Source organism: Streptomyces sp. f51 (assembly GCF_037940415.1).
In the GTDB taxonomy this organism is placed as follows: domain Bacteria; phylum Actinomycetota; class Actinomycetes; order Streptomycetales; family Streptomycetaceae; genus Streptomyces.
Genome location: NZ_CP149798.1, coordinates 6,438,509 through 6,464,611 on the forward strand (window position 1 = coordinate 6,438,509; position 26,103 = coordinate 6,464,611).

The following is a 26,103-nucleotide window of genomic DNA, read 5'->3' on the forward strand; positions in this document are numbered from 1 at the left end:
ATGAAGACCGCATCGAAGCCCCCCGCAGTGCTCCCTCCGGCCGCCGTCGGCGCGCCGGAGGCGCCGCGGTCGGCCGGGCGCCGGACCGGGGGGCCGTGGCGCCGGCGCCTGGCCGACCAGTTCCGCGCCTACGGCTTCCTGGCCGGCGGACTGCTCTGCTTCGCCCTGTTCTCCTGGTACCCGGCGATCCGCGCCGTCGAGATCGCCTTCCAGAAGTACACACCGGGCAGCGGCGGAGAATGGGTCGGCACCGCCAACTTCACCCGGGTCTTCCACGACCCGGAGTTCACCGCCGCCTGGCGCAACACCCTCACCTTCACGCTCCTCGCCCTGCTCATCGGCTTCGCCGTCCCGTTCGTGATGGCGCTGGTCCTCAACGAACTGCGGCACGCGAAGGCGTTCTTCAGGGTCGTGGTCTATCTGCCGGTGATGATCCCGCCGGTGGTCAGCGCCCTGCTGTGGAAGTGGTTCTACGATCCCGGGGCCGGCCTCGCCAACGAGGTGCTGCGTGCGCTGCACCTGCCGACCTCGAACTGGTCCAACGGCGCCGACACGGCCCTGGTCTCGCTGGTCATCGTCGCCACCTGGGCCAACCTCGGCGGCACCGTCCTCATCTACCTCGCCGCCCTCCAGAGCATCCCGGGCGAGCTGTACGAGGCCGCCGAGCTGGACGGAGCGAGCCTGCTCCAGCGCATCCGTCACGTGACGATCCCGCAGACGCGGTTCATCATCCTCATGCTGATGCTGCTTCAGATCATCGCCACCATGCAGGTGTTCACCGAACCGTTCGTGATCACCGGTGGCGGCCCCGAGGACAAGACCGTCACGGTGCTCTACCTGATCTACAAGTACGCCTTCCTCTACAACGACTTCGGCGGAGCCTGCGCCCTGAGTGTGATGCTGCTCGTCCTGCTCAGCGCCTTCTCCGCCCTCTATCTGCGGCTGACCCGCTCCGAGGAGGACGCGTGAGCACCCGCACCCTGGTCTCCCCGCTCACCCTGGGCCGCCCGCGCGGCAGAGCCGTCTACTGGACCGTCTTCGGCGGTGTCGTCGTGCTCTTCGCGCTGGCCTTCCTCTTCCCCGTCTACTGGATGGTCACCGGCGCCATGAAGTCGCCGGACGAGGTCACCCGCACACCGCCCACCCTCCTGCCGGACCACTGGCACATCGGGGGCTACACCGACGCGTGGGACCTGATGGACCTGCCCACCCATCTGTGGAACACCGTCGTCCAGGCGACGGGCGCCTGGCTCCTCCAGATCGTGTTCTGCACGGCCGCCGCCTACGCCCTGTCCAAGCTGAAGCCGGCCTTCGGCAAGGTGGTGCTCGGCGGCATCCTCGCCACCCTGATGGTCCCCGCGCAGGCCCTGGTGGTCCCCAAGTACCTGACCGTCGCCGACCTGCCCGTCCTGCACACCAGCCTGCTCAACTCGCCCCTCGGCATCTGGCTGCCCGCCGTCGCCAACGCCTTCAACCTCTATCTCCTCAAGCGCTTCTTCGACCAGATCCCGCGTGACGTCCTGGAGGCCGCCGAGATCGACGGCGCCGGGAAGCTGCGCACCCTGTGGTCGATCGTGCTGCCGATGTCCCGGCCCGTCCTCGGAGTCGTGTCGATCTTCGCCCTGGTCGCCGTCTGGCAGGACTTCCTCTGGCCGCTGATGGTCTTCTCCGACACCGACAAGCAGCCCATCAGCGTGGCGCTCGTCCAGCTGTCGCAGAACATCCAGCTGACCGTCCTCATCGCCGCCATGGTCATCGCCAGCATCCCCATGGTCGTGATGTTCCTGGTCTTCCAGCGGCACATCATCGCCGGGATCAGCGCGGGCAGCACCAAGGGCTGACGCCCGTACCCGATCTCCTCGAACGAAAGGCAACGCACCGTGGGACAGCCCCGCCCTGCCCGAAATCAGTCCGCGTGGTGGCGTTCCGCCGTCATCTACCAGGTGTACGTCCGCAGCTTCGCGGACGGCGACGGCGACGGCACCGGCGACCTCGCGGGCGTCCGCGCCAGACTCCCCTACCTCGCCGAACTCGGCGTGGACGCGCTGTGGTTCAACCCCTGGTACCTCTCACCCCTGGCCGACGGCGGCTACGACGTCGCCGACTACCGCACCATCGACCCGGCCTTCGGAACGCTCGCCGAGGCCGAGAAGCTCATCGCCGAGGCCCGCGAGCTGGGCATCCGCACCCTGGTCGACATCGTGCCGAACCACGTCTCCGACCAGCACCCCTGGTTCCGGGCGGCGCTGGCCGGCGGCCCCGAGCGCGACCTCTTCCACTTCCGTCCCGGACGCGGCGAACACGGCGAACTCCCGCCCAACGACTGGCCGTCCCAGTTCGCGGGCTCCACCGAACCGGTGTGGACCCGGCTCCCCGACGGCGACTGGTACCTCCACCTCTTCACCCCCCAGCAGCCCGACCTCAACTGGGACCACCCCGCCGTCCGCCGGGAGCACGAGGAGATCCTGCGCTTCTGGTTCGAGCGAGGAGTGGCGGGCGTGCGCATCGACTCGGCGGCGCTGCTCGCCAAGGATCCCGACCTGCCCGACTACGTCGAGGGCCGCGACCCCAACCCGTACGTCGACCGCGACGAGCTCCACGACATCTACCGCTCCTGGCGGTCCGTCGCCGACGCCTACGACGGCATCTTCGTCGGCGAGGTGTGGCTCCCCGACTCCGAGCGCTTCGCCCGCTATCTGCGCCCCGACGAACTGCACACCGCCTTCAACTTCTCCTTCCTGTCCTGCCCCTGGGACGCCGGACGGCTGAGGACCTCCATCGACGAGACCCTCGCCGAGCACGCCCCCGTCGGCGCGCCCGCCACCTGGGTGCTGTGCAACCACGACGTGACCCGCACGGTCACCCGTTACGGCCGCGCCGAGACGGGCTTCGACTTCACCGCCAAGGAATTCGGCACCCCCACCGACCTGGCCCTCGGCACCCGCAGAGCTCGCGCCGCCGCCCTGCTCTCGCTCGCCCTGCCCGGCGCCGTGTACGTCTACCAGGGCGAGGAACTCGGCCTGCCCGAAGTGGAGTTGCCGCGGGAGAGCATCCAGGACCCGATGTACTCACGCTCCGGCGGCACGGACCCGGGCCGCGACGGCTGCCGGGTCCCGCTGCCCTGGACGGCCGGCGAACCGCACGCCGGGTTCGGCGGGGAACCCTGGCTCCCGCAGCCCGCCGACTGGCCCGCGTACGCAGCCGACCGGCAGGCGGACGACCCCGGCTCGATGCTGAGCCTCTACCGTGCGGCACTGCGCCTCCGCCGCGCCGAACCGGGCTTCGGCGACGGCCCGCTGAGCTGGCTGCCCGCACCCGAGGGCGTGCTCGCCTTCGCCCGCACGGACGGACTGCTCTGCGTCGTCAACCTGGCCGACGGCCCGGTCGAACTCCCGGAGCACTCCGCAATCCTGCTCCCCAGCGGTCCGCTGGACGCCGACGGGTTCCTCCCGCCGGACACGGCGGTCTGGCTTCGCGCCTGACCGGCCCGCCGCGTTCACCGACGGGCCTCACCGGGGCGGAGGCACGTCCGACCGCGTGACCGGCTCCCCGCGTTTCGCCGCCTGGATCTGCTCGTACACATGGGTCCGCAGTTCGGCGAAGCGCGGGGCGACACGGGTGCGCAACTGGTCGCGCTCCGCGGGCAGATCGACCTTCAGCTGCTCCTGGACGACGGTGGGGGAGGCGGACAGGACCAGGACCCGCTCACCCAGATAGACGGCCTCGTCGATGTCGTGGGTCACGAACACGACGGTGATCCCGCGCTCCCGCCACAACCGGCGCACCAGATCCTCCAGATCGGCGCGGGTCTGCGCGTCGACCGCCGCGAACGGTTCGTCCATGAGCAGGACTTCGGGCTCGTACGCCAGGGCCCGGGCGATGGCGACCCGCTGCTGCATCCCGCCGGACAGCTGCCACGGATAGGCGCCGGGGGCATCGGCGAGACCGACGGACTCCAGCGCGTCGGCGACCAGTTCCCTTCGCCGCTCCTTGCCCAGACCCTTCTGCCGCAGCGGGAGTTCGACGTTCCGGCCGACCCGCATCCAGGGGAACAGGCTGCGCCCGTACTCCTGGAACACGAACGCCATGCCGGGCGGCGGACCGCTCACCCGCCGGCCTGCGATCAGCACCTCGCCCGAGGTGGGTGCCAGCAGTCCGGCCATGCACTTCAGGAGTGTCGTCTTGCCGCAGCCCGAGGGGCCCACCAGACAGACGAGTTCACCCGGGTCCACCGTGAAGGTGAGATCGCGGACCGCCTCCACCCGGCGACCCGACCCCTCGTAGACCTTCCGCAGTCCGGATACGACCAAAGACGCGTGCATGGACCGCCCTTTCGGATGCGTCACGGGGACCGCCTGGAGGAGTCGCGCAGACCGTGGTACCAGCCGAGGACCCGGCGTTCGACCAGCTGGAGGACGACGGAGAGAAGGAAGCCGAGCAGACCGAGGACGAGGATCCCGGTCCACATGTCGGGGATCGCGAAGCCGCGCTGGAACTGCACGATGGTGAAGCCGAGTCCGTTGCTGGCCGCGAACATCTCGCTGATGACCATGAGGATGATGCCGACGGACAGTGCCTGCCGCAGCCCCGCGAAGATCTGCGGGCTCGCCGACGGCAGGACCAAGGACCGGATCCGGGCGGGCCCCGTGATGCCGTACGAGCGGGCCGTCTCGGACATCACCGGGTCGACGCCGCGTACGCCCTCGATCGTGTTGAGCAGGATCGGCCACACACAGCCGCTCGCGATCACGACGATCTTCATCGTGTCCCCGATGCCCGCGAACAGCATGATGACCGGAACGAGCACCGGCGGCGGCACCGCCCGCAGGAACTCGAGGACCGGTTCGCACACCGCCCGCACCTTCCGGTACGAGCCGATCAGCGTCCCGAGGGCGATCCCCGCGGTCGCGGCCGACGCGTAGCCGGCGAGCAGCCGCAGCAGGCTGGGCACCAGGTCGGCCCGCAGCCGTGCGCGGGTCCAGACGTCGGGGAACGTCCTGATGATCGTGCGCAGCGGGGGCCAGTAGACATCGGTGCTGCCGTCCGAGGCGAGCCACCAGAGGGCGAACAGCAGCGCCGGGAGCGCGACGACGAACAGCGCGCGCAGCAGCCGGCCGGCCCACGGGTTCGGCCGCGTCCGCCCGGCCAAGGCGTCCGTCACACCGCCACCTCCCCGCGCACCGACTGGTGCCAGGCCAGCGCGTACCGCTCGACCGTCCGCGCGCCCACGTTGACGATCAGCCCGAGCAGGCCCGTGACCACGATGAGCGCGTACATCTCGGGCACGGCCTGCGAGGTCTGAGCGACGGCGATGCGCGCACCCAACCCCGGGGCGCCGATGACGAGTTCGGCGGTCACCGTGAGGATCAGCGCGACCGCGGCGGCGAGCCGGACGCCCGTCATGACGTACGGGAGCGCGGTCGGCCACAGCACATGGCGGATCCGGGCCCAGGTGCCGAGCCCGTACGAGCGTGCCGTCTCCTCTGCCACCGGGTCGACGTCCCGCACGCCGTACATGACCTGGATGAGTACCTGCCAGAAGGACGCGTACACGACCAGCAGGAGCACCGACCTCAGCTCGGTGCCGTAGAGCAGGACGGCCAGCGGGATCAGGGCGACGGAGGGGATGGGGCGCAGGAACTCGATCGTCGAGGCGGTCGCCTCGCGCAGATACGGCACGACAGAGAGGACCACGCCGACCACGATGCCGGCGCCGACGGCGATCATCAGGCCCAGCGCCCAGCCGGTGAGGGTGTCGCCGAGGTCCGTCCAGAAGGCGCCGTCGGTGATCTGGTCGCCGAGGGCCCGCGCGATCCGGCTGGTCGGCGGGAAGTACCGCTCTTTGACGATGCCGAGCCGCGGCACCGCCTCGCCGAGGGCGAGGAAGGCCGCGAGCCCGGCGGCGCCCAGCGCGGTGTTCACGGCCCGTTCCGTGGACCCGCCGCCGCGCGGTGACGTCGGTGTCACGGCAGCAACTTGCCCAGATCGGGGGCCGTCTTGAAGAGGCCGTCCTGCTCGCCCAGCTTCTCCAGCGTCTCGATCGAGGCCTTGTTCGGCTCGGCGGGCCACTTCGGCAGGGTCACCTTCGCCAGCACGGCCGCGGGGATCTTCGTGTACGTGGTGACGATCTGCCGTACCTCGTCCGGGTGCGCGTCGGCGTAGGCGAGGGACTCGGCGGTGGCCTCCTGGAAGTCCTTGACCACGGCGGGGTGTTGCTGCGCGTACTGGTTCGAGGTGAAGTACATGGCGACGGTGAGGTCCTTCGCCACGTCGACCAGGGAGGAGGCGATCTCGGTCGCGCCCTGGCTCCGCACGGTGGCGAGCGCGGGCTCGACCACCATCGCGGCGTCGATCTGGCCGCTGTCGAGGGCCGCCGGCATCTGGTCGAAGGCGAGCTCGACGAACGTCACCTTGGACGGATCGCCGCCCGCCTTGCGCACCGACTCGCGCACGGCCGTCTCGTTGATGTTCTTCAGCGTGTTGACCGCGACCTTCCTGCCCTCCAGGTCCTTCGCCGTCCTGATCGCGCTGCCCTTCTTGACGGTGATCGCGCCGAAGTCCGCGCCCGCGACGCCAGTCGAGGCGACGCCGTTCGCGATGGCCTTCACCGGGACGCCGTTGGACTGGGCGATCATCAGCGAGGTCATGTTGGAGAACCCGAACTGGAACTGGCCCGAGACGACACCCGGGACGATCGCCGCGCCGCCCTGGGCGGTCGTCATCGACAGCTTCAGTCCGTGCTTCGCGTAGAAGCCCTTCTCCTGCCCCAGATAGACGGGGGCGACATCGACGATGGGGATGACCCCCAGCTTGACGGTGGTGGTACCACCGGACGAGGCGTTCTTGCCCGAGGCGCCTCCGCCGCCGGACGAGCCGCAGGCCGTCGCGGCGACCATCAGGGCTCCGGTCGCGATACCGGCGAGCAGACGACGCATGGCTCCTCCTGTGCAGACGAGAGTGTTCCGACAGGGCGTGCGCACACCGCACAATGGTGCTCAGCGCGAAGGTAGAACCCTGTCCGTGCCGGGTCAATGGCCTTGGCTGACAATATTGTTGACAGTTATCGAAGCGTGCTCACGCGGTGTGCGGAGGCGCTTCGCGTGTCCCTCTGGAGGCGGCGATGCCTGCGGCAGACCGAGCGCCCCATTTCGTCCGGTCCTTCGAGCGCGGACTCGCCGTCATCCGCGCCTTCGGCCCCGACCGGCCGGAGATGACCCTCAGTGAGGTCGCCCGCGGCTGCGACCTCACCCGTGCGGCGGCGCGCCGCTTCCTGCTGACCCTGGTCGATCTCGGATACGTCCACACGGACGGCCGGGTCTTCCGGCTCACCCCGCGTGTCCTGGAACTCGGCTACGCCTATCTCTCCGGCTTCACCGTCCCGGAGATCGCTCAGCCCCACCTCGAGCAACTGGCCGAAGAGGTGGGGGAGTCGAGCTCGCTCTGTGTCCTGGACGGCGACAACATCGTGTACGTGGCGCGGGTCCCGACCCGGCGCATCATGACGGCGGCGATCACCGTCGGCACCCGCTTCCCCGCCCATGCCACCTCCGTCGGCCGCGTGATCCTCGCGCATCTCGCGGACGACGAGATCGACACCCGGCTGAAGCGGGCCGCCCTGCGCCCCCTGACCGCACGCACGATCGTCTCGCCCGACCTGCTGAGAGCGGAGCTGGTGCGGGTCAGGAGTCAGGGATACGCCATCGTGGACCAGGAGTTGGAGGAGGGGCTGCGCTCCGTCGCCGCGCCCGTGCGCGACCGCCACGGGGCCGTGGTGGCGGCCGCGAACATCCCCGTGCCCGCCGGCCGCACCAGCGTCGAGTCCGTCCGGCGCGACCTGCTTCCCCCTCTGCTGGCGACGGTCGCGCGGATCGAGCGCGACCTGGCGGTCACAGGTCCAGGACGAGCCGGCTCCCCAGACAGCGGGACACACAGATGAGCATGGTCCCGCCCGCCTCCCGCTCCTCGTCCGTCAGCACCGAGTCCCGGTGGTCCGGGGTCCCTGCGAGGACCTCCGTCTCGCAGGTGCCGCAGGTGCCCTCGGCGCAGGAGTAGAGCACCTCGACGCCGTGGGCGCGCACCGCGTCGAGAACGGAGACACCGGGAGCGACGGTCAGCGAGCGCCCCGTCCGTGCCAGGACGACCTCGAACTCCCGCTCCCCGTCGGCCTCCTGCTCCTTGGGCCGGAACCGCTCGACGCGCAGCAGGCCGGGCGGGCAGCGCTCCTCCACCGCGTCCAGCAGCGACCCGGGACCGCAGCAGTAGACGAGGGTGCCCCGGGGGATCTCCCCCAGCACGGAGACGAGGTCGAGCGGTCCGGTCTCGTCCTGGGGAGCGAGGGTGACCCGGTCCCCGTACCGCTCCAGCTCCCCGGTGAACGCCATCGAGCCACGGGTGCGCCCGCCGTACAGCAGGGTCCACTCGGCGCCCGCCGCCTCGGCCGCGGCGAGCATGGGCAGGATCGGGGTGATGCCGATCCCGCCCGCGACGAAGCGGTAGCGCGGGGCGGGCGCGAGCGGGAAGCGCTGCCGCGGCCCGCGGACACGGACCCTTTCGCCCTCGCCCAACCGCGCGTGCACGTGGGCCGATCCGCCGCGCCCGTCCGGTTCGCGCAGCACCGCGATCCGCCACGAGCCCCGGTCCGCCGGATCGCCGCACAGGGAGTACGGCCGCTCCAGGCCGGGACCGAGCACGACATCGACGTGGGCCCCCGGCTCCCAGACGGGCAGTTCGGAGCCGAACGGATGGCGCAGCTCCAGGGCGAGGACACCGTCGGCGACGAACTCCCGCCGCTCGACGACGAGTTCCCCCTCGTACGAGCTTTCGCCGGCCGGGCCGGTCACCGCACCCTCTCCACGGGCTTGTCGCCCTCCTCGACCAGGCGGGCGAGTATGCGCCGGGCGGCGAGCCCGCCGGCGTCGATGCCGATGCTCAACTCCTGGTAGCCGCCGCTTTCGTGGGCGAGGTCCCGCTGGAGGAGGTTGAGCGCGTCGACGTCCTGCATCACCACCGTGTGGTTCAAGTCCCGCATGAGGGAGCTGACTTCGTCGTCCGAGCGGGCGAAGTCGCGCGAGACCGCCCAGAAGTCGTACACCCTGCCCCGGTCCGACGGCGTGATCGCGTACGTGATCTCGGTGTGGAAGGCGTTCGGGTCGCCGCCGTCCGCCTCCGGGAGCACTCCGGCCGGCGCGACCCTGCTGTGCAGCAGATAGAGGCAGGGCGCGTGGTACTCGACGTCCTGCCAGCGCGTGATGCGGCCCCGGATCCCGGTCGAGCGGGCGTAGAACGGCGGGCACTCGGCGTCGGCCATGCGCCGGGAGACCCGTACGACGCCGGCGTCCTCGTCCACCTCGGTGACGATCGGTGTCCCGGCGACCTCGGGCGTGCCGATGTACCCGCCGTGCAGATACGTCTCGTGCGAGAGGTCGAGGAGGTTGTCGACGAGGAGTCCGTAGTCCGCGTCGATCACCTCCATGCCGCTGACCGTCGTCCAGCCGGGCGAGTCCATGTGCGGGGCGCGCGGAACGGCCCCCGGGTCGGCGAGCGCGGGGTCGCCGATCCAGACCCAGACGAACAGGTCCCGCTCGACGACGGGGTAGGAGGCGACACGAGCGGTGCGTGGTATCCGCTTCTGCCCGGGCACGGACACGCACGCGCCGGTCGTGTCGTAGGTGAACCCGTGGTAGCCGCACACGATCCGGTCGCCGTCGAGCCTGCTCTCCGAGAGCGGGAAACGCCGGTGCACACACCGGTCGGACAGCGCGACGGCGGCCCCGTCCTCCTCGGAGCGGTAGAGCACGAGCGGCTCGCCGAGGACGCTCCGCCCGAGGAGCTCCCGCCCGACCTCGTGGGTGTAGGCGACGACGTACCACTGGTTCCTGGCGAAGGCGGTCGTGTGCGGCATGGCGTTCCCGTCCCTGAGAGCGGGGCGCCGTCGCCCCGCGTGCCGTGGTCGCCACCAGGGTCGTGAGACCCGCCGGTACCCGGCAAGACGCCTTCCGCCAGACGGAAGGGGGATGCCCGGGCAGCGCCTCGTGGGCGTCGGCCGCGCCGAACGTCGGGTGACGGACCGGTGACGGGGCGCTGTGCCGGCGCCGCTGTCCGGAATCGTTCGTCCGACGTACCGCCGACCTTCACGCAAGGGACAGAGGGCCCTTTCCTGACGTTCGGTGCGCTTGGAAAACTCGCTTCGCGTACGTTCCCTCAACCCCGGCCGCAGGGCCTGTCAGGACGAGAGGTCACCCACACATGCCTCAAGTGAATCGGCGCCGATTCTTCCAACTCGCCGGTGGCACAGCGGCGTTCACCGCGCTGTCCGGAAGTGTCCAGCGTGCGGCCGCCGTGCCGGCGCACCGCCGTTCGGGCACGATCGAGGACGTCGAGCACATCGTCGTCCTGATGCAGGAGAACCGTTCGTTCGACCACTACTTCGGCTCGATGAGAGGCGTCCGCGGCTTCGGCGACCCGCGTCCCGCGACCACGACCGGCACCAAGCCGGTGTGGTACCAGTCCGACGGCACCAAGGACGTGCTGCCCTTCCACCCCGAGGCGGACGACCTGGGACTCGCGTTCCTCAAGGACCTCCCGCACGGCTGGAGCGACGGGCACGCCGCGTTCAACAAGGGCAAGTACGACAAGTGGGTGCCCGCCAAGTCGGCCACGACGATGGCCTATCTGACGCGTGACGACATCCCGTTCCACTACGCGCTGGCCGACTCCTTCACCGTCTGCGACGCGTACCACTGTTCCTTCATTGGCTCGACGGACCCCAACCGCTACTACATGTGGACGGGTTACACCGGCAACGACGGCAAGGGCGGCGGCCCGGTCCTCGGCAACGACGAGGCCGGGTACGGCTGGACGACGTACCCGGAGCGACTGGAGGCGGCCGGGATCTCCTGGAAGGTGTACCAGGACGTCGGCGACGGTCTGGACGCGAACGGCTCCTGGGGCTGGATCCCCGATGCCTACCGCGGCAACTACGGCGACAACTCGCTGCTGTACTTCAACCAGTACCGCGACGCCAAGCCCGGCGACCCGCTGTACGACAAGGCCCGCACCGGCACCGACGCCCGCAAGGGCGAGGGCTTCTTCGATCAGCTCAGGGCCGACGTGCAGGGCGGGAAGCTGCCCCAGATCTCCTGGATCGCCGCCCCCGAGGCCTTCACGGAGCACCCGAACTGGCCGGCCAACTACGGCGCCTGGTACATCTCCCAGGTCCTGGACGCGCTCACCTCGGACCCCGAGGTGTGGAGCAGGACGGCCCTGTTCGTCACGTACGACGAGAACGACGGCTTCTTCGACCACCTGGTGCCGCCGTTCCCGCCGCAGTCCGCCGCCCAGGGCAAGTCCACCGTCGACGTCGGCCCGGACCTCCACCCGGGCGACGCGAGCCACGCGGCCGGACCGTACGGACTGGGCCAGCGGGTGCCGATGCTCGTCGTCTCGCCCTGGAGCAAGGGCGGTTACGTCTGCTCCGAGACACTCGACCACACCTCGATCATCCGGTTCATGGAAGCCAGGTTCGGAGTGCGCGAGCCCAACATCTCGCCCTGGCGGCGTGCCGTCTGCGGCGACCTGACCGCCGCCTTCGACTTCGCCCGCAAGGACACCGCGCCGGTGGACCTGCCCGCCACCGAGGGCTACCGGCCGCCGGACGCGAACCGCCACCCCGACTACGTCCCGACCCCGCCAGCGAACCCCGCCCTGCCCCGGCAGGAGCGCGGCTCGCGACCGACCCGCCCGCTCAAGTACGCGCCGATCGTGGACGGTTCGGCGGACACGGCGGCCGGCACGTTCACGCTGACGTTCGGCTCCGGAGCCCAGGCGGGCGCGGCCTTCCTCGTCACCTCCGGGAATCGCACGGACGGCCCCTGGACGTACACCACCGAGGCGGGCAGGACCGTCTCGGACACCTGGAACTCGGCCTACTCGGCAGGCTCGTACGACCTCACCGTGCACGGTCCGAACGGCTTCCTGCGCACCTTCAGGGGAGCCGGCAGGACGGCGGGAGTCGAGGTCACCGCCCGCCACACCGGCTGCGACGTGGAGCTCACGTTCGTGAACAGGGGCACCGCCGCGGCGAAGCTCACGCTCACGAACGGCTACGGCGGACGTTCCCAGGCCGTCCGGGTCAAGGCGGGCGCGACCGTGAAGCAGACGGTGGACCTGCGGGCGAGCAGCCGCTGGTACGACCTGAGCGTGGTCGCCGACGGACAGGCGGGCTTCCTGCGGCGATTCGCCGGACATGTCGAGAATGGCCGTCCCGGTGTCAGTGACCCCGCTCTCGTCACTGTCTGATGGGTCCGCAACTGCCCGTGGATTTCCGGCCATGTCACGGTAGGGTGCCCCGGTGACCACGCATTCGAACACTCCTCCGGGCTGGTACCCGGACCCCAACGGGAAGCCCCAGACGCAGCGTTACTGGGACGGCTCGCAGTGGACCGCCCAGGAGGCTCCGGCCGGGCAGCAGGTTCCGCACCAGGGCCCGCCGCCCCAGCAGCCGTTCCCGCAGCAGGCCGGCGCGTCCGACCCGCGCGTCCAGCACCAGGTGCAGCAGCAGGCCGGTGTGGCCCCGAGCGGCGTCGGCGGCGGCACGCTGTTCACTGAGCCGGTCCTGGTAGTGAACCAGAAGGCCAAGCTGATCGAGCTGACCAACGAGTACAAGGTCATGGATCAGCAGGGCAACCCGATCGGCTCGGTCGTCGAGGTCGGGCAGGGCGTGTTCAGGAAGATCCTGCGCTTCGTCTCCAGCCTCGACCAGTACCTCACGCACCGGCTGGAGATCCGCGACGCGCACGGCGTGCCGCAGCTGCTGCTCACGCGCCCCGCGAAGATCTTCAAGTCGCGGGTGATCGTGACCCGTCCGGACGGCTCGCCCGTCGGCGAGATCGTCCAGCAGAACATGATCGGCAAGATCAACTTCGCGATGAACGTCGGCGGCCAGAAGGTCGGCGCGATCAAGGCGGAGAACTGGCGGGCCTGGAACTTCGCGATCGTCGACCAGTCCGAGAACGAGGTGGCCCGGATCACGAAGACCTGGGAGGGCCTCGCCAAGACGCTGTTCACGAGCGCGGACAACTACGTCCTCCAGATCCACTTCCAGCTCCCCGAGCCGCTGCTGAGCCTCGTCGTCGCGACGGCGCTGACCGTCGACACGGCGCTCAAGCAGGACGCCCGCGGACTGGGCTGACCGGCCACGCACGAACGGAAGGGCGGCCGCGGAGAGTTCCGCGGCCGCCCTTCCGGCGTTTCCTACAGTGACGTCAGATGGCCCGGGTTGGGCTGCCGCGGTATCAACGAGGGTTCGTACGCCGCCGGTCCCGACTCCAGCGCGAGCACCGCGGCCACCGGGTGGTCGTCGTCCGCCGGGCCGACCGGACGCGGGTCCGCCGGTGCCGCGTGCGGCTCGGGCGCCGAACGGGACAGCGTCACCACACCCCACGCGGCGACCGAGGCTCCCGCGAGCGCGAGCAGCAGTCCCGCGGGGCCGCCCTGGAGACGCTCGCCGAGCAGGGACAGCCCGATCACGGCCGCGGCCAGCGGGTTGGCGAGCGTCACGACGGCCAGCGGCGCGCCGAGGCCGCCCTGGTAGGCGGTCTGCGACAGCAGCAGCCCGCCCGCCGCGAAGGCCGCCACGAGCAGGGACACCACGACGACCTGAGCGATGGGCGTCGATTCGGAGCGGTCCGTCGCGGCGACCGTGACGGTCTGGGTGAGCGCGGAGGCCACGCCCGAGGCGAACCCGGAACCGGTCGCGTGCCGCAGTCCCGGCCGGGCGCCGCGCGCCAGCAGGCCGATGACGGCGGCCGTCGTCCCCGCGACGGCGAGCGCCTGCGGCAGACTCAGCACCTCGTCGGGCGCGGCCCCCGACGCCGTGACGAGCAGGGCGCCGAGACCGATCAGGGTCAGCGCCGTACCACGCCACTCGACCACGCTGACCCGCCGTCCGGCCATCCGCGCGCCGAGCGGCACGGCGGCCACCAGCGTGAGCGCCCCGAGCGGCTGGACCAGGGTGAGGGTCCCGTACTTGAGGGCCGCCACGTGCAGCAGCGCGGCCGCGGCGTTCAGGGTCACCGACCACCACCAGGCGCCCCTGGCCAGCAGCCGCAGCGTGCCCGAGCCGGCCGACCGGGCGGCGAGCCGCTCCTGCGCGACGGCCGCGGAGGCGTAGGCGACGGCGGAGAAGAGGGACAGGACGACGGCGACGAGTGTCGGGTTCATCGCCCCGCTCCCACGAGCTCGGGCCGCTCCGGTACGGGGAATCCGGCGGGCTCGCGGCCCGGTCGCCGTTCCGGGGCCGCCGCCGTCCGGTGGGGCGGGTGGACCACGGCGAGGGCGACGCAGAGCAGCGCGGTCGCGGCGATCGCGTCGAGCCAGTAGTGGTTCGCGGTGCCGACGATCACCAGCAGGGTGAGCAGGGGATGCAGCAGCCACAGCACGCGCAGCCGCGACCGGGTCGCGGCGATCAGGCCGATCGCGACCATCAGCGCCCAGCCGAAGTGCAGGGACGGCATGGCCGCGAACTGGTTCGCCAGGGCGTCGGCCGCCGGGTGGGCTCCGTACACCGTGGGCCCGTAGACCCGGCCGGTGTCGACCAGTCCCGCCTCGGCGAGCAGCCGCGGCGGCGCGAGCGGGAACAGCAGGTGCCCGGCCAGGGCGGCGGCGGTGACCAGGGCGAGGACCCGGCGGGCCCACAGGTAGTGCGCGGGCCGCCGCAGATACAGCCAGACCAGGAAGGCGACCGTGGCCGGGAAGTGGACCGTGGCGTAGTAGGTGTTGGCGAGGTGGACCAGTGTGTCGCTGTGCAACAGCGGGGCCTGTACGGCGCCTTCGCCCGGCAGACGCAGGGTCCGCTCCCACCCCCAGACGCGGTGCGCGTTCGCGAGGGCCTCGTCGGTGCGGCCGGTGGCCAGCAGACGGCCGGCCTTGTAGACGACGAACAGCCCGACGACGAGCAGCAGTTCCCGCAGCAGAGGCGGGTGTGCGGTGCTGTCGCCGGGGTGGGCGGCGGGCTTGTCCGGGCGGGAGGCGGTCCCGTCCGGGTGTGCGGCGGTGTTGTCCGGGTGCGCGCCCGGGCCCGCGGGTGAGGGCGTGGGCGTGGGTGCGTTCGGGCGCGCGTGGGCGGCCGCGTCGGGTGACGCGGCCGCGGCTATGCCCGTGTCGGGCGGTTCCGGTTCCGGCGCGGAGTCGGACGCGGGTCGTTCAGGCTCGGTTCGGGAATCCATCCCCCGGCCCCCTTGCTGGCGGTCTGGTGTCGTGCGAAGCGCGGTGAGCCCAGGACAGGATCCACTCGGTCTTCCCTCGCGGGGAGGAGTGGATCCTGTCCGAGGCTCATCGATACGGCAGTGTACCGATACGGCTGAGTACCGATACGCGAGTGTACCGATACGGATGCGTACCGGTACCCTTGCGTATCGATTACACTTGCCGCAAGACCGCACCGGCACCGTCCGGATCGAGCGAGGAGAAGCGCCATGACGTCGCAGGCCGCGGACGGACCGGACTCGGTCGTCGCCTCGCGCCGCTCCAAGATCACGCCCGAGCGTGAGCAGGAGTTCTTCGACGCCGTGCTCGAACAGATCCGTGAATGCGGGTACGAGGCGTTCACGATGGAGGGCGTCGCGGCGAGCACGCGGTGCAGCAAGTCCACGCTCTACCGGCAGTGGAAGACGAAGCCCCAGTTCGTGGCCGCGGCGCTGCGCAACAACCGCTGTCCCCGGTTCACCGGGATCGACACCGGCTCGCTCGCCGGGGACCTGCGTGCGGCGGCGGCCGCCGCGGGCGAGTGGTCGGCCCGCGACAGCACGCAGTTGCTCCAGGGTCTCGGCAACGCCGTGATGCAGGACAAGGAGCTCCAGCAGGCGCTCCGCGACGCCCTCGTCGAACCCGAGGTCGCCGAGCTGCGGCAGATGATCGGCCGCGGTGTCGAGCGCGGTGAGGTCGACGCCGGCCACCCGGCGCTGGAGTTCGTTCCGGCCCAGATGCTCGGAGTCCTGAGGGTCCGCCCGCTGCTCGACGGCCAGTACGCGGACGCGGCGTATCTCACACGTTTCGTGGAGGCCGTCGTGCTGCCGACGCTCGGTCTCACCTGAGTCTCAGGCCACCGTCCGTGGGATGACCGGACGTCGGCCTGTACCGCGCCGCACCGTGGGGACGGGGGCGGCGCGCACCCCCGGCCGGGTGGGGTGCCCCTTGAGCGGAGGGGCGCCCCACCCGGCCGATCCATTTCCGCAGGTCGGGCCCGGACGGGTCGGGCCCGACCAGGCTCGTCCGGGCCCAACCCGACCGGGCCCGGACGGGGGTGTCCTAGACGTTCTGCCCGTCGCCTCCGGTCCCCGGTGCCACCTTGATGCCCTTGGTGATGGTGTCGATGATCGACTGCTGGGGCGCCTTGGCGCCCGCGTCGACGCCGAAGCGGACGACGACCAGCGAGGAGGGGGCGGCGGGGGAGGGGAACACCAGCGACTCGACGTAACCGTCGTCGCCCTTGCTCGTCACGACCTTCCAGCGCACCAGGTAGCCCTTCTCGCCGGCCACCGTGACGGCCTTCGAGGCCAGCTCCTGGTGCGAGGTGATCGAGCCGTAGCCCGTGCCGTACGACTCGGTGGCGTTCTTGGAGATGTCCTCCTTGGCCGCCGCCTCCGCCGTCGTGGACTTCAGCTTCTGCGCGCTCGCCGGGGCCGAGTAGGCACCGCCGCGCTGGCAGTTCTGCGAGGGGTCGCCCGGGCACTTGTAGGTGTCCTTGGTGGACACCGAGGCCGTGCCCGCGCGGCTCTGGCCGGTCCAGCCGTCCGGAACCGGGATGCTGATGCCGTTGTAGACGTCGGTGGCGAAACCGGGGTCGGCCTGCGGTCCGCCGGACCGGCCGGGCGCCGGGCTCTGCCCGCCGGGACCCCCGGGCGCCCCGCTCGGTCCGCCCTCCTGGCCGCCGCCCGGTCCGCCCTGGCCGTTCGGCCCGCCGGGGTTCGCGGACGCCGCGCTCCCGCCGTGTCCGCCGTCGTTCGTCAGCGCGTACACACCGCCGACGACGCCCGCGAGGACCGCGACCGCCGCGGCGATCGCTATGCCCGTGCGCAGCCCGCGCCGCGGTCCGCCCGGGGCGTACGCCGGATAGGGGCCCGTCGCCGCCGGATACCCCGCGGGGCCCGTCCCCGCCGGATGTCCGGGGGGACCCCAGGCGGCCGCCGACCCGACGGGGCGGACCTGGTCCGTCCATGTCCTACCGTCCCACCAGCGCTCGGTGGCGGGAGCGTCACTTGTCTGCCCGGGGTCGGGATACCAGCCGGGGGGAGTCACCTGCGTCATGGGTCCACCGTATGAGCCCAGGGTGAAAGCCGGATGAGAGGGTTCCCCCCGAGGCCCCCCGAGGCCCCCCGGAGATCCCCGAGGCTGCTCCCACCGCCGCCTGGATTGACGCGAGCATGCCGCAGGAGGGGTCGGACGGGCGCGCGACGCGAACCAGAACCCTCACCGGACGGATGAAGAACGCCTGTGCCAAGAGTGAACGTGCCGCGCGAGCAGCTCGTGCCCTCCGTCACCCTCCGGTGGAGAGGCGGCGGCCGGCGGTGACGCCGAGCCCGCCGGCTCCGGCGGGCTCGACGCGAGGTCCGCGGTGCCCGCCGGGAGGGCCCCGGCGGACCCGGGAGGAGAGGGCGTGCAGGTCACGGCCGCACGCGGGGGCGCTCGTGCCGGTACCTCCCGAGGGAGCTCGCGGGTCCGGCGGCCGTCGCCCGGACCGCCGGACGGAGAAGGAAAATTACCTTCATTTTCCCCGTGATTGACTGCCCGTCACTTCCCTTCACGGGCAACGGGTGTTCCGTGTCCGGGCCTTCGTGGAATCGTCGCCGCCCGGTCCGGCAACTGCTCCCGGGTCCCGCCTCCGTCACGGCTTCCAGGAGGCTAGGCTCGGGGGAGTTACGTCGTTTGGGCGACCTGGGGAGGTAGCGGGATGACGGAGGCACGGCCAGGAACGGTCGCCTCGGCTTCCCTGTGGGAGCGCGATGCGGAGGTCGCCGCTCTCGAAGAGGCGATCACCGCGCTGCGCGCGGACTCCGCGACCTCGGGCACCCTGCTCGTGATCGGCGGAGAGGCGGGGCTCGGCAAGACCGCGCTCCTCGCCGAGGCGCGCAGGATCGCGGAGAGCCGGGGCTGCGCCGTGTGGTCGGCACGCGGCGGCGAGACCGTCACGTCCGTCCCCTTCAATGTCGTACGGCAGTTGCTCCAGCCTGCCCTCGTCTCGCTGCTCCCGGAGGAGGCACGCGAGTACCTCGGGGACTGGTACGACGTCGCCGGTCCCGCTCTCGGCATAGCCGAACCCGGTGACCGGCAGCCCGACCCGCAGGGCGTCTGCGACGGTCTGGTCGCCGCGGTGCGGCGGCTCGCCAAGCGGGACTGGCCGCTCGTCCTGCTCGTCGACGACGCCCACTGGGCCGACCAGGAGACCCTGCGCTGGCTCGCCGCGTTCGCCGAACGCCTGGAGGACCTGGCGGTCCTCGTCGTGGTGGCCCGCAGGCCCGGCGGGGTCAGCGGCGAGAGTGCCCGGCTGCTGGACGCGGTGACCGCCGCGGGCCGTCCGCTCGCCACCCTGACCGTGCTGACCCCGGCCGCCACCGAGGGACTCACCCGCGCCACGCTCGGCGAGCACGCCGACGCGCCCTTCTGCCGCGAGGTGTGGGCGGTGACCGGCGGCAACCCGTACGAGACCGTCGAACTGCTCGCCAAAGTCCAGGACAGCGAACTGGATCCGGTCGAGGCCTCGGCCGCCGAACTGCGCGAGCTGAACCGCTCCGCACGCGGCCGCGGACTCGTCGCCCGCCTGGAGGGCCTCGGCATCGACGCCACCCGGTTCGCCTGGGCGGCCGCCATCCTCGGCACCGGGATCTCCCTCGACCTCGCCGCCCAACTCGCGGGCATGCCGGACGACGAGGCCTCCCGCTGCGCCGAACTGCTGGGCGCCGCCCGCATCCTGACCGCGGTCGCGCCCGCCAACGGCCACCGGCCGGACGGCGAGCTGGAGTTCGTGCACCCGCTGATCGCGACGGCCGTCTACCGCTCGATCCCGGACGCCCTGCGCACCGCGATGCACGGTCAGGCGGCCTGGGCGGTCACCGAATCCGGACGCGGTGCCGCCGCGGCCTCCCGTCACCTCCTCGAAGTGCATCCGGACGACGACCCCGAACTGGTCGAGCAGATGCGCGAAGCCGCCCGCGAACACCTCGCCGTCGGCGCCCCCGACGCGGCCCGGCGCTGCCTGGAGCGCGCGCTGAAGGAGCCACCGCTTCCCGAGGTGCACGCGCGGGTGCTCTACGAACTGGGCTGCGCCACGCTGCTGACCGCGCCGTCCACGACCATCGGTCATCTGCGGGCCGCCCTCGACCGTCCGGGACTTGAGGACACCGAGCGGGTCGACGCCGTCTTCCGGCTCTCCCAGGCCCTGCTCCACAACAACCAGCTGGACGAGGCCGTCCGCACCGTCGACACCGAGGTCGAACGGCTGGAGCCGGGACCCGCCCGGATGCGGCTCCAGGCCGTGCACTACATGTGGGAGGGCATCCACGCGGGCGAGGAGCGCGCCGGGCACTCCAGCGGTCTCGCGGAACTCGTCACGACCTGCACGGGCCGCGACAACTCCGAGCGCGCGCTCCTCATACTGCGCGGCTTCGACGCGATGACGCGAGGCGAGAACGCCGAGGAGGTCGCGGAACTCTGCGACCGGGCCCTCGTCAACGGCCGCCTCGCACCCGGACTCGCCTGGACCGACACCGAGTGGGGCGTCGAACTCCTGCTGATGCTGGGCAGCGCGTACGCCTACACGGACCGGCTGGACCGGGCCGAGAGCCTGTTCAGCGAGGCCCTGCACGCCTATGTGAAGGCGGGCTGGAGCGGCGGACACCTCTCCCTGGCCAACGCCTACCTCGGACTCGCCCTGCGCAGGCGGGGCCGGCTCGCCGACGCGGAGCACTACCAACGCGAATCGCTGCGCCTCGCGGAGCGGGTCGGACGCGGACTGCCCCTGTACTGGTCGGCGACGTGCGGACTCATCGACACCCTGCTGGCCCGCGGGCACGTGCAGCAGGCCGCGGAGATCGCCGAGCGTTACGGCTTCGCGCCTCCGTACCCCACCACGATCGTCCTTCCGGACACCCGCTCGGTGCGCGGCCGTCTGCTGCTCGCCGTCGGCCGGACCAAGGAGGGCGTCAACGAACTGGAGGCGGCGGAGAAGGCCGCCGCCGCCCGAGGCCACCACAACACGGTGCTCGCCCCCTGGGCCGTCGACCTCGCGCGGGCGCTCGCCAACGAGGACCCCTCGCGCGCGGCCTCCCTGGCCGCCGACGCCCGCCGTCAGGCCGAGCGGTTCGGCACCGACACGGCGATCGGCGAAGCGCTGCGGTGTGCCGCGGCCCTGGAGACGGGCCAGCGAGCGGTCCGGCTCGCGGCCCAGGCGGTGACGTACCTGGAGGCCTCTCCCTGCCAGTACGAACACGCGGCGGCCCGCATCGAGTACGGCATCGCGTCCCGCTCGGTGACGGAACTGAACAAGGGCCTGACCCTGGCCCGCACCTGTGGAGCGGACGGCCTGGTGACCAAGGCGGAGGCGGCGCTGAGGGGCCTGTGACGAGCGGCGGCAAGCCTCCCCGGGGCGGGCGCCCACGGCCTGCCCAGGGGTGCGCCCGCTTCGGGTCTCATTCCGGTGTGGAGTCCGCTTCCTCCGTCAGCACCCGCTGGGCCACCGCGAACGCCGCATTGGCGGCCGGGACTCCACAGTAGACCGCCGTCTGGAGCAGCACCGCGCCGATCTCCTCCGGAGTCAGGCCGTTGCGCCGGGCGGCCCGGACATGCATGGCCAGCTCGTCGAGGTGGCCGTGCGCCACCAGCGCCGTCAGCGTGATCATGCTGCGCTCGCGCCGGGTCAGCGTCGTGTCGGTCCAGATCTCGCCCCAGGCGTACCGCGAGATGAAGTCCTGGAACCGGGCCGTGAACCCGGTCTGGCGCGCCTGCGCACGGTCCACGTGCTCGTCGCCGAGAACCTCACGGCGTACCGCCGTGCCGAGGCGGGCGACGCCCCCCGAGAAGTGCGCCCGCAGCGCCGTCAGCACGGCCTCCGGGCACTGCGCGGGCGCCAGGTGCGAGGCGCCGGGGATCTCCACGAGCGCCGCGCCCGGCACCGCGTCCGCGATCTCCCGCAGGTGCGCCGGCGGTGTCGCGGGATCCTCGCGTCCGGCGATCAGCAGCGTCGGCGCGGTGATCGAGGCCAGCCGGTCCCTGATGTCGAACGCGGCGAGCGCGTCACAACAGGCCGCGTACGCCCCGGGGTCGGCCTCGCGCTGGTCCCGGACCAGGTCCGGCACGGTGAAACCGGCGGTGAACCAGCGGGCGTCGGCGGTCGCGACGAGGGGTTCGAGACCCTCGCGGCGTACCAGCTCGGCCCGTTCCTCCCATGGCTTCGCGCCGTTGAAATGGGCCGAGGAGCAGATGACGGCGAGCGAGGAGATCCGCTCCGGATGGTGGACCGCCAGGTGCAGGCCCACCGCGCCGCCCAGCGACACACCGGCGTAGGCGAATCGGCCGATGTCCAGCGAGTCGGCCAGCTCCAGCACGAGCGCGGCCAGGTCCGCGACCGTCGCTCCGGGACCGATCGCCCCGGCCGGGGATCCGCCGTGTCCGGGGAGGTTCCAGCGCACCACCCGGTGAGCGGCCGACAGTTCGGGCGCGACCCTGTCCCACAGGGCGTACGAGGTCCCGAGCGAGGGCCCGAGGATCAGCGGGGGAGCGGACGGGGATCCCTCGGCGCGATGGGTGAGCAGGTTCGCGGTCAACGTCGCTCCAGAGCACGGTCGGTGAGGACTCCGGCGGAGCCCGTGTAGCGGGTCGGGTCGGTGAGGTCCGCGAGGCCGGCCCCGGGGAGATCGCGGAGAGCGGGTTCCTCGCCGAGCACGTCCGCGAGGGCCCGCCCCTCCCGGACGGCCCGTCCGGCGGCCCGTGTCAGCAGTTCCTTGGCGCGCTCCCGGCCGAGGACCGGGGCGAGTTCGACGGCCAGCCGTTCGGAGACGATCAACCCATGGGTGAGGCCCAGGTGTTCGCGCATGGCGTCGGCGTCGACCCGCAGATCCGCGGTCAGTTCGGCGGTGTCGCGGGCCGCACCTCCGGTCAGCCGGAGCAGATCGCGCAGGGGCTCCCACTCGGAGTGCCAGGCCCCGGCCGGGCGTTCGTCCTCGGCCGCCATCGCGCCGTACAGCGTCGCGGCGAGCAGGGGTGCGCGCCGGGCGGCCGAGGCGACGAGGGTGGCCTTCACCGGGTTCGCCTTGTGCGGCATCGCGGACGAACCGCCGCCCGACCCCTCGGCCAGCTCGGCGATCTCCGTGCGCGAGAGCGTGAGCACGTCGACCGCCGTCTTGCCGAGCGCGCCGGCCGTGAACGCCAGGGCGCCCGCCAGGTCCGCGACCGGGGTGCGCAGGGTGTGCCAGGGCAACTCGGGCTCGGCCAGACCGAGTTCACGGGCGTACGCGGCGGTCAGGGCCCGGGTGTCCGGTGTGCCGAAGGCGGTGAAGGCGGCCAAGGTGCCCGCCGCTCCGCCCAGTTGGGCGGGCAGGGAGATCCGTACGGCGCGCAGCCGGTCCCTGGCGTCGAGCACCAGGGACCGCCATCCGGCCGCCTTCAGCCCGAAGGTCGTCGGCACCGCGTGCTGGGTGAGGGTGCGGCCGGGCAGGACGGTGTCCCGGTGCCGCTCGGCGAGCCCGGCGAGGTTGTTCCCCGTCCGTTCCAGGTCCTCCAGGACCAGGTCCAGGGTGCGGGCCGCGACGAGCATGGTGGCCGAGTCCAGGATGTCCTGGCTCGTCGCGCCCCGGTGGACGTACGGGCCGAACTCGTCGGGGACGGCGGCCGTCAGGTCCGCCACCAGCGGGATGACCGGGTTGCCGCCGCTCCTGGCGCGCAGCGCGATCGAGGCGAGGTCGAAGTCCGCGGCACGGGCGGCGAGGGTCACCGCCGCCGCGGCCCCGGCCGGAGCCAGCCCCAGCGACGCCTGGGCCAGGGTCAGCGCGGCCTCCGCGTCGAGCAGGGCCCCCAGATAGGCGGTGTCGCTCGTCGCGGCCGACGCCGGGGAGCCCGCCCGGCCGGGAGCGAGCAGACCGAGGTCGGTCGTGACGGGGTCGGCAGCTGTCACTGGAACTCCAGGAAGACCGTCTCGCCTTCGCCCTGAAGACGGATGTCGAAACGGTACGTCCGCGGTGCGTCCTGGGTCGCGATCAGCGTGGCGCGCCGCTCGTCGGGCAGTGCGTCGAGCAGCGGGTCCCGGCCGTCGGCCAGGTAGGCGCGGGTGAACAGATGGTGCGTCAGACCGCGCGCGAACACGCACACGGCGATGTACGGCTGCCCGGCGTTCCGCGGCGGGAGCGTGCGCAGGACGTAGTGGCCGTCGGCGTCGGTGGCGACCCGGCCGAAGCCGGTGAAGTCGACGCCGTTGCGGCCGAGGAAGCCGCCCGTGGACGGGTCGCGGCGCAGGGAGCCGGGTGTCCCCGTCAGGGAGCCGTCGGGCGCGGCCTGCCAGAAGTCGAGCAGGGCGTCGGGGACCGGGGCACCCGCCCCGTCGTACACATGGCCGCGCAGGGTGATCGTGTCGGGGTGGCCCTGCGGCGCGATGTCGCCGCCGCCCGGGAACGGCAGTGCGTGGCCGTAGAAGGGGCCGATGGTGTGGGCGGGGGTGGGGAGCGGGCGCTCGGTCGTGCTCAACGGCCCTCCTCCATCCAGGTGGCGGAGGGACCGTCGAGGACGATGTCCCAGGCGTAGCCCATGGAGAACTCGGGCCGCGACAGATCGTGGCGGTAGGCGGCGATCAGCCGGTCGCGGGCCGCCGTGTCCGTCACGGACCGCAGGATCGGGTCGTGGCGGAAGAGCGGGTCGCCCGGGAAGTACATCTGGGTCACCAGCCGCTGGGTGAACGCGGTGCCGAAGACGGAGAAGTGGATGTGCGCGGGCCGCCACGCGTTGGTGTGATTGCCCCAGGGATACGATCCCGGTCTGACCGTGGTGAACAGGTACCGTCCCTGAGCGTCCGTCAGGGTCCGCCCCACGCCAGTGAAGTTGGGGTCGAGCGGAGCCGGGTGCTGCTCGCGCAGATGGGCGTACCGCCCGGCGGCGTTGGCCTGCCAGATCTCGATGAGCTGGCCCCGCACCGGACGGCCCTCGCGGTCGAGCAGCCGGCCCGAGACGGTGATCCGCTCGCCGATCGGCTCGCCCCGGTGCTGGAGGGTGAGGTCGTTGTCGACCCCGGTGATGTCGGTGACGCCGAAGACGGGGCCCGACAGTTCGACCGTCTCCGGGTCGCCGCTCACGGCGACCAGCGGCCGTTCGGGGTGGCGGAGCCGCGAGCTGCGGTACGGCGGATAGTCACGCGCGGGGTGGTGCCGTACGGGCGCGCCGCCGGCCACCGTCTTGTCGTAAGCGTCCTGGAGATCGTCGATCTCGGCGTCGATCTCCGACTGGGTGGGAGCCATGGTCGCCTTCCTAGCGTCCGGGGGCGGGGGTGAGGACGGGGGCGGCGGTCCTCGCCGCGATCTCCGCGGCCGTGACCCCCGGCGCGGTCTCGACCAGCAGCAGTCCGTCGGGGGTGACGTCGAGGACGCCCAGATCGGTGATGATCCGGTTCACGCAGGCCTTCCCGGTGAGCGGCAGTTCGCACTCACGGAGGATCTTGGGCGTGCCGTCCTTGGCGGTGTGCGTCATCACGACGATGACGGTCCTGGCCCCGTGGACGAGGTCCATCGCGCCGCCGATGCCGGTGATCATCTTGCCGGGGACGGCCCAGTTGGCGAGGTCGCCGCCGGCCGACACCTGCATCGCGCCCAGCACCGCGACGTCGATGTGCCCGCCGCGGATCATCCCGAAGGAGAGCGCGGAGTCGAAGTACGAGGCACCCGGCAGGACGGTCACGGTCTCCTTGCCCGCGTTGATGAGATCGGGGTCGACCTGGTCCTCGGCCGGGTAGGGGCCGGTGCCCAGGATGCCGTTCTCCGACTCCAGGACCACCTCGACGCCCGGGGGGAGATGGTTGGGGATCAGCGTCGGCAGGCCGATGCCGAGGTTCACGTACTGGCCGTCCTTCAGCTCACGCGCGGCGCGGGCGGCCATCTCCTCCCTGCTCCAGGCCATCACGCGCCCACCGGTCCGCCGGTCGTGCCCGTGGTCGCGTAGGCCGCGCCGGCCGCCGGCACCGAGACCGTCCGCTTCTCGATCATCTTGGCTTCCGCCTGTTCCCGGGTCAGGGCCACGACACGCTGGACGAAGATGCCCGGCAGATGAACCGCGTCCGGGTCGATCCCGCCCGGCTCGACGAGTTCCTCGACCTCGGCGATCGTCACCCGGCCCGCCATCGCGGCGAGCGGGTTGAAGTTCCGGGCGGACTTGCCGAAGACGAGATTGCCGTGACGGTCGCCCCTGGCGGCCCGTACCAGCGCGAAGTCGGTGCGGATGCCGTGCTCCAGCACGTATTCGGTGCCGTCGAACTCGCGCACCTCCTTCGGCGGGGAGGCCAGCGTGACACCGCCCTTGCCGTCGTACCGCCAGGGCAGTCCGCCCTCGGCGACCTGGGTGCCGACCCCGGCGGGCGTGTAGAAGGCGGGGATCCCGGCGCCGCCCGCGCGCAGCCGTTCGGCCAGCGTGCCCTGCGGGATCATCTCGACCTCCAGCTCGCCGGCCAGGTACTGCCGGGCGAACTCCTTGTTCGCGCCGATGTACGAGCCGGTGACGCGCGCGATGCGGCCGGCGGCGAGCAGGGTCGCGAGCCCGGAGTCCATGGCCCCGCAGTTGTTGGAGACGACCCCGAGCCCCTGGACGCCACGCTCGTGGAGGGCCCGGATCAGCACGTTCGGTACACCGCTGAGGCCGAACCCGCCGACCGCCAGGGTAGCGCCGTCCGGTACATCGGCCACCGCCTCCAGTGCCGTGGCGACCACCTTGTCCATCCGTGAAGCCCCATCTCTCCCGAGTGTCCCGCGCGACAAACTAGTCAGGGCACTGATTAATTTGTCGAGGTGCTCAACACGCTGTCACCCGGACTTCGGTCCGTCAAGACTCCGCATGGGGGCCGTTGCGGGCGGTCGGCGCGGT

At 72.0% G+C, this 26,103-nt stretch carries 23 protein-coding genes; 8 read left to right on the forward strand and 15 right to left on the reverse strand.

Features of this window, described 5'->3' with window-relative positions; translation table 11 throughout:
* From WJM95_RS27880 to WJM95_RS27890, 3 genes are read left to right on the forward strand one after another with little or no spacing between them, the layout of a single operon-like run.
* Nucleotides 1-969, forward strand: a complete 969-nt coding sequence (locus WJM95_RS27880) for a sugar ABC transporter permease (protein WP_339132604.1) — start codon at nt 1-3, stop codon at nt 967-969.
* Entirely contained in the window at nt 966-1,841 is an 876-nt protein-coding gene (locus WJM95_RS27885) for a carbohydrate ABC transporter permease (RefSeq protein ID WP_339132606.1), read from the forward strand. Before WJM95_RS27880 ends, WJM95_RS27885 begins: the two co-directional genes overlap by 4 nt.
* Nucleotides 1,842-1,880: 39 nt before the next feature.
* Entirely contained in the window at nt 1,881-3,482 is a 1,602-nt protein-coding gene (locus WJM95_RS27890) for a glycoside hydrolase family 13 protein (RefSeq protein WP_339132608.1), read from the forward strand.
* Nucleotides 3,483-3,509: 27 nt separating this feature from the next.
* On the opposite strand, the gene WJM95_RS27895 is transcribed toward WJM95_RS27890, so the two are convergent.
* From WJM95_RS27895 to WJM95_RS27910, 4 genes are read right to left on the reverse strand one after another with little or no spacing between them, the layout of a single operon-like run.
* On the reverse strand, nt 3,510-4,322 hold the full coding sequence (locus WJM95_RS27895; RefSeq protein WP_339132610.1) for an ABC transporter ATP-binding protein: 813 nt from the start codon (nt 4,320-4,322) through the stop codon (nt 3,510-3,512).
* Nucleotides 4,323-4,342: 20 nt separating this feature from the next.
* A complete protein-coding gene (locus WJM95_RS27900) occupies nt 4,343-5,161 on the reverse strand; it encodes an ABC transporter permease subunit (RefSeq protein ID WP_339132612.1) in 819 nt (272 codons plus the stop codon).
* The gene (locus WJM95_RS27905) at nt 5,158-5,922 is read right to left on the reverse strand and encodes an ABC transporter permease (protein WP_339132615.1); all 765 of its coding nucleotides are present in this window, start codon (nt 5,920-5,922) and stop codon (nt 5,158-5,160) included. Before WJM95_RS27905 ends, WJM95_RS27900 begins: the two co-directional genes overlap by 4 nt.
* Nucleotides 5,923-5,963: 41 nt before the next feature.
* Complete coding sequence (locus WJM95_RS27910) at nt 5,964-6,935, reverse strand: ABC transporter substrate-binding protein (RefSeq protein WP_339132617.1); 972 nt, start codon at nt 6,933-6,935, stop codon at nt 5,964-5,966.
* A 185-nt stretch (nt 6,936-7,120) separates the two neighbouring features.
* Between WJM95_RS27910 and WJM95_RS27915 the strand changes: the two genes are divergently transcribed.
* Nucleotides 7,121-7,936 (forward strand): IclR family transcriptional regulator C-terminal domain-containing protein, encoded by an 816-nt coding sequence (locus WJM95_RS27915; RefSeq protein WP_339132619.1) that lies wholly within the window; start codon nt 7,121-7,123, stop codon nt 7,934-7,936.
* On the opposite strand, the gene WJM95_RS27920 is transcribed toward WJM95_RS27915, so the two are convergent.
* A complete protein-coding gene (locus tag WJM95_RS27920) occupies nt 7,887-8,840 on the reverse strand; it encodes a PDR/VanB family oxidoreductase (protein ID WP_339132621.1) in 954 nt (317 codons plus the stop codon). The genes WJM95_RS27915 and WJM95_RS27920 overlap by 50 nt on opposite strands.
* Nucleotides 8,837-9,901, reverse strand: a complete 1,065-nt coding sequence (locus WJM95_RS27925; protein WP_339132623.1) for an aromatic ring-hydroxylating dioxygenase subunit alpha — start codon at nt 9,899-9,901, stop codon at nt 8,837-8,839. The genes WJM95_RS27920 and WJM95_RS27925 overlap by 4 nt, the downstream gene beginning before the upstream one ends.
* A gap of 344 nt (nt 9,902-10,245) precedes the next feature.
* Between WJM95_RS27925 and WJM95_RS27930 the strand changes: the two genes are divergently transcribed.
* On the forward strand, nt 10,246-12,297 hold the full coding sequence (locus tag WJM95_RS27930; protein ID WP_339132625.1) for a phospholipase C, phosphocholine-specific: 2,052 nt from the start codon (nt 10,246-10,248) through the stop codon (nt 12,295-12,297).
* A 52-nt stretch (nt 12,298-12,349) separates the two neighbouring features.
* The gene (locus WJM95_RS27935; protein ID WP_339132627.1) at nt 12,350-13,189 is read left to right on the forward strand and encodes a phospholipid scramblase-related protein; all 840 of its coding nucleotides are present in this window, start codon (nt 12,350-12,352) and stop codon (nt 13,187-13,189) included.
* 62 nt (nt 13,190-13,251) lie between these two features.
* Here the strand turns inward: WJM95_RS27935 and WJM95_RS27940 are convergent, their stop codons facing one another.
* Nucleotides 13,252-14,220 carry a hypothetical protein gene (locus tag WJM95_RS27940; protein ID WP_339132629.1) on the reverse strand — a complete coding sequence of 323 codons (969 nt, stop codon included), beginning with the start codon at nt 14,218-14,220 and terminating at the stop codon, nt 13,252-13,254.
* Nucleotides 14,217-15,224 (reverse strand): phosphatase PAP2 family protein, encoded by a 1,008-nt coding sequence (locus WJM95_RS27945; RefSeq protein WP_339132631.1) that lies wholly within the window; start codon nt 15,222-15,224, stop codon nt 14,217-14,219. Before WJM95_RS27945 ends, WJM95_RS27940 begins: the two co-directional genes overlap by 4 nt.
* Before the next feature lie 249 nt (nt 15,225-15,473).
* On the opposite strand from WJM95_RS27945, the gene WJM95_RS27950 reads away from it, so the two are divergent.
* Nucleotides 15,474-16,091: a TetR/AcrR family transcriptional regulator gene (locus WJM95_RS27950; RefSeq protein ID WP_339132633.1), complete on the forward strand. Its 618-nt coding sequence runs from the start codon at nt 15,474-15,476 to the stop codon at nt 16,089-16,091.
* A 214-nt stretch (nt 16,092-16,305) separates the two neighbouring features.
* Here the strand turns inward: WJM95_RS27950 and WJM95_RS27955 are convergent, their stop codons facing one another.
* The gene (locus WJM95_RS27955) at nt 16,306-17,304 is read right to left on the reverse strand and encodes a DUF2510 domain-containing protein (RefSeq protein ID WP_339132635.1); all 999 of its coding nucleotides are present in this window, start codon (nt 17,302-17,304) and stop codon (nt 16,306-16,308) included.
* A 643-nt stretch (nt 17,305-17,947) separates the two neighbouring features.
* Between WJM95_RS27955 and WJM95_RS27960 the strand changes: the two genes are divergently transcribed.
* A complete protein-coding gene (locus WJM95_RS27960; protein WP_339132637.1) occupies nt 17,948-20,614 on the forward strand; it encodes an AAA family ATPase in 2,667 nt (888 codons plus the stop codon).
* A 67-nt stretch (nt 20,615-20,681) separates the two neighbouring features.
* Here the strand turns inward: WJM95_RS27960 and pcaD are convergent, their stop codons facing one another.
* From pcaD to WJM95_RS27990, 6 genes are read right to left on the reverse strand one after another with little or no spacing between them, the layout of a single operon-like run.
* The gene (gene pcaD, locus WJM95_RS27965; RefSeq protein WP_339132639.1) at nt 20,682-21,815 is read right to left on the reverse strand and encodes a 3-oxoadipate enol-lactonase; all 1,134 of its coding nucleotides are present in this window, start codon (nt 21,813-21,815) and stop codon (nt 20,682-20,684) included.
* Entirely contained in the window at nt 21,812-23,161 is a 1,350-nt protein-coding gene (gene pcaB / locus WJM95_RS27970; protein WP_339132641.1) for a 3-carboxy-cis,cis-muconate cycloisomerase, read from the reverse strand. Before pcaB ends, pcaD begins: the two co-directional genes overlap by 4 nt.
* Nucleotides 23,158-23,727, reverse strand: coding sequence for a protocatechuate 3,4-dioxygenase subunit alpha (pcaG, locus tag WJM95_RS27975; RefSeq protein WP_339132643.1), 570 nt, complete (start codon nt 23,725-23,727; stop codon nt 23,158-23,160). Before pcaG ends, pcaB begins: the two co-directional genes overlap by 4 nt.
* Nucleotides 23,724-24,491: a protocatechuate 3,4-dioxygenase subunit beta gene (gene pcaH, locus WJM95_RS27980; RefSeq protein ID WP_339132645.1), complete on the reverse strand. Its 768-nt coding sequence runs from the start codon at nt 24,489-24,491 to the stop codon at nt 23,724-23,726. Before pcaH ends, pcaG begins: the two co-directional genes overlap by 4 nt.
* A 10-nt stretch (nt 24,492-24,501) precedes the next feature.
* The gene (locus WJM95_RS27985) at nt 24,502-25,146 is read right to left on the reverse strand and encodes a CoA transferase subunit B (protein ID WP_339132647.1); all 645 of its coding nucleotides are present in this window, start codon (nt 25,144-25,146) and stop codon (nt 24,502-24,504) included.
* On the reverse strand, nt 25,146-25,958 hold the full coding sequence (locus WJM95_RS27990) for a CoA transferase subunit A (protein ID WP_339132649.1): 813 nt from the start codon (nt 25,956-25,958) through the stop codon (nt 25,146-25,148). Before WJM95_RS27990 ends, WJM95_RS27985 begins: the two co-directional genes overlap by 1 nt.
* Nucleotides 25,959-26,103: the final 145 nt, after the last annotated feature.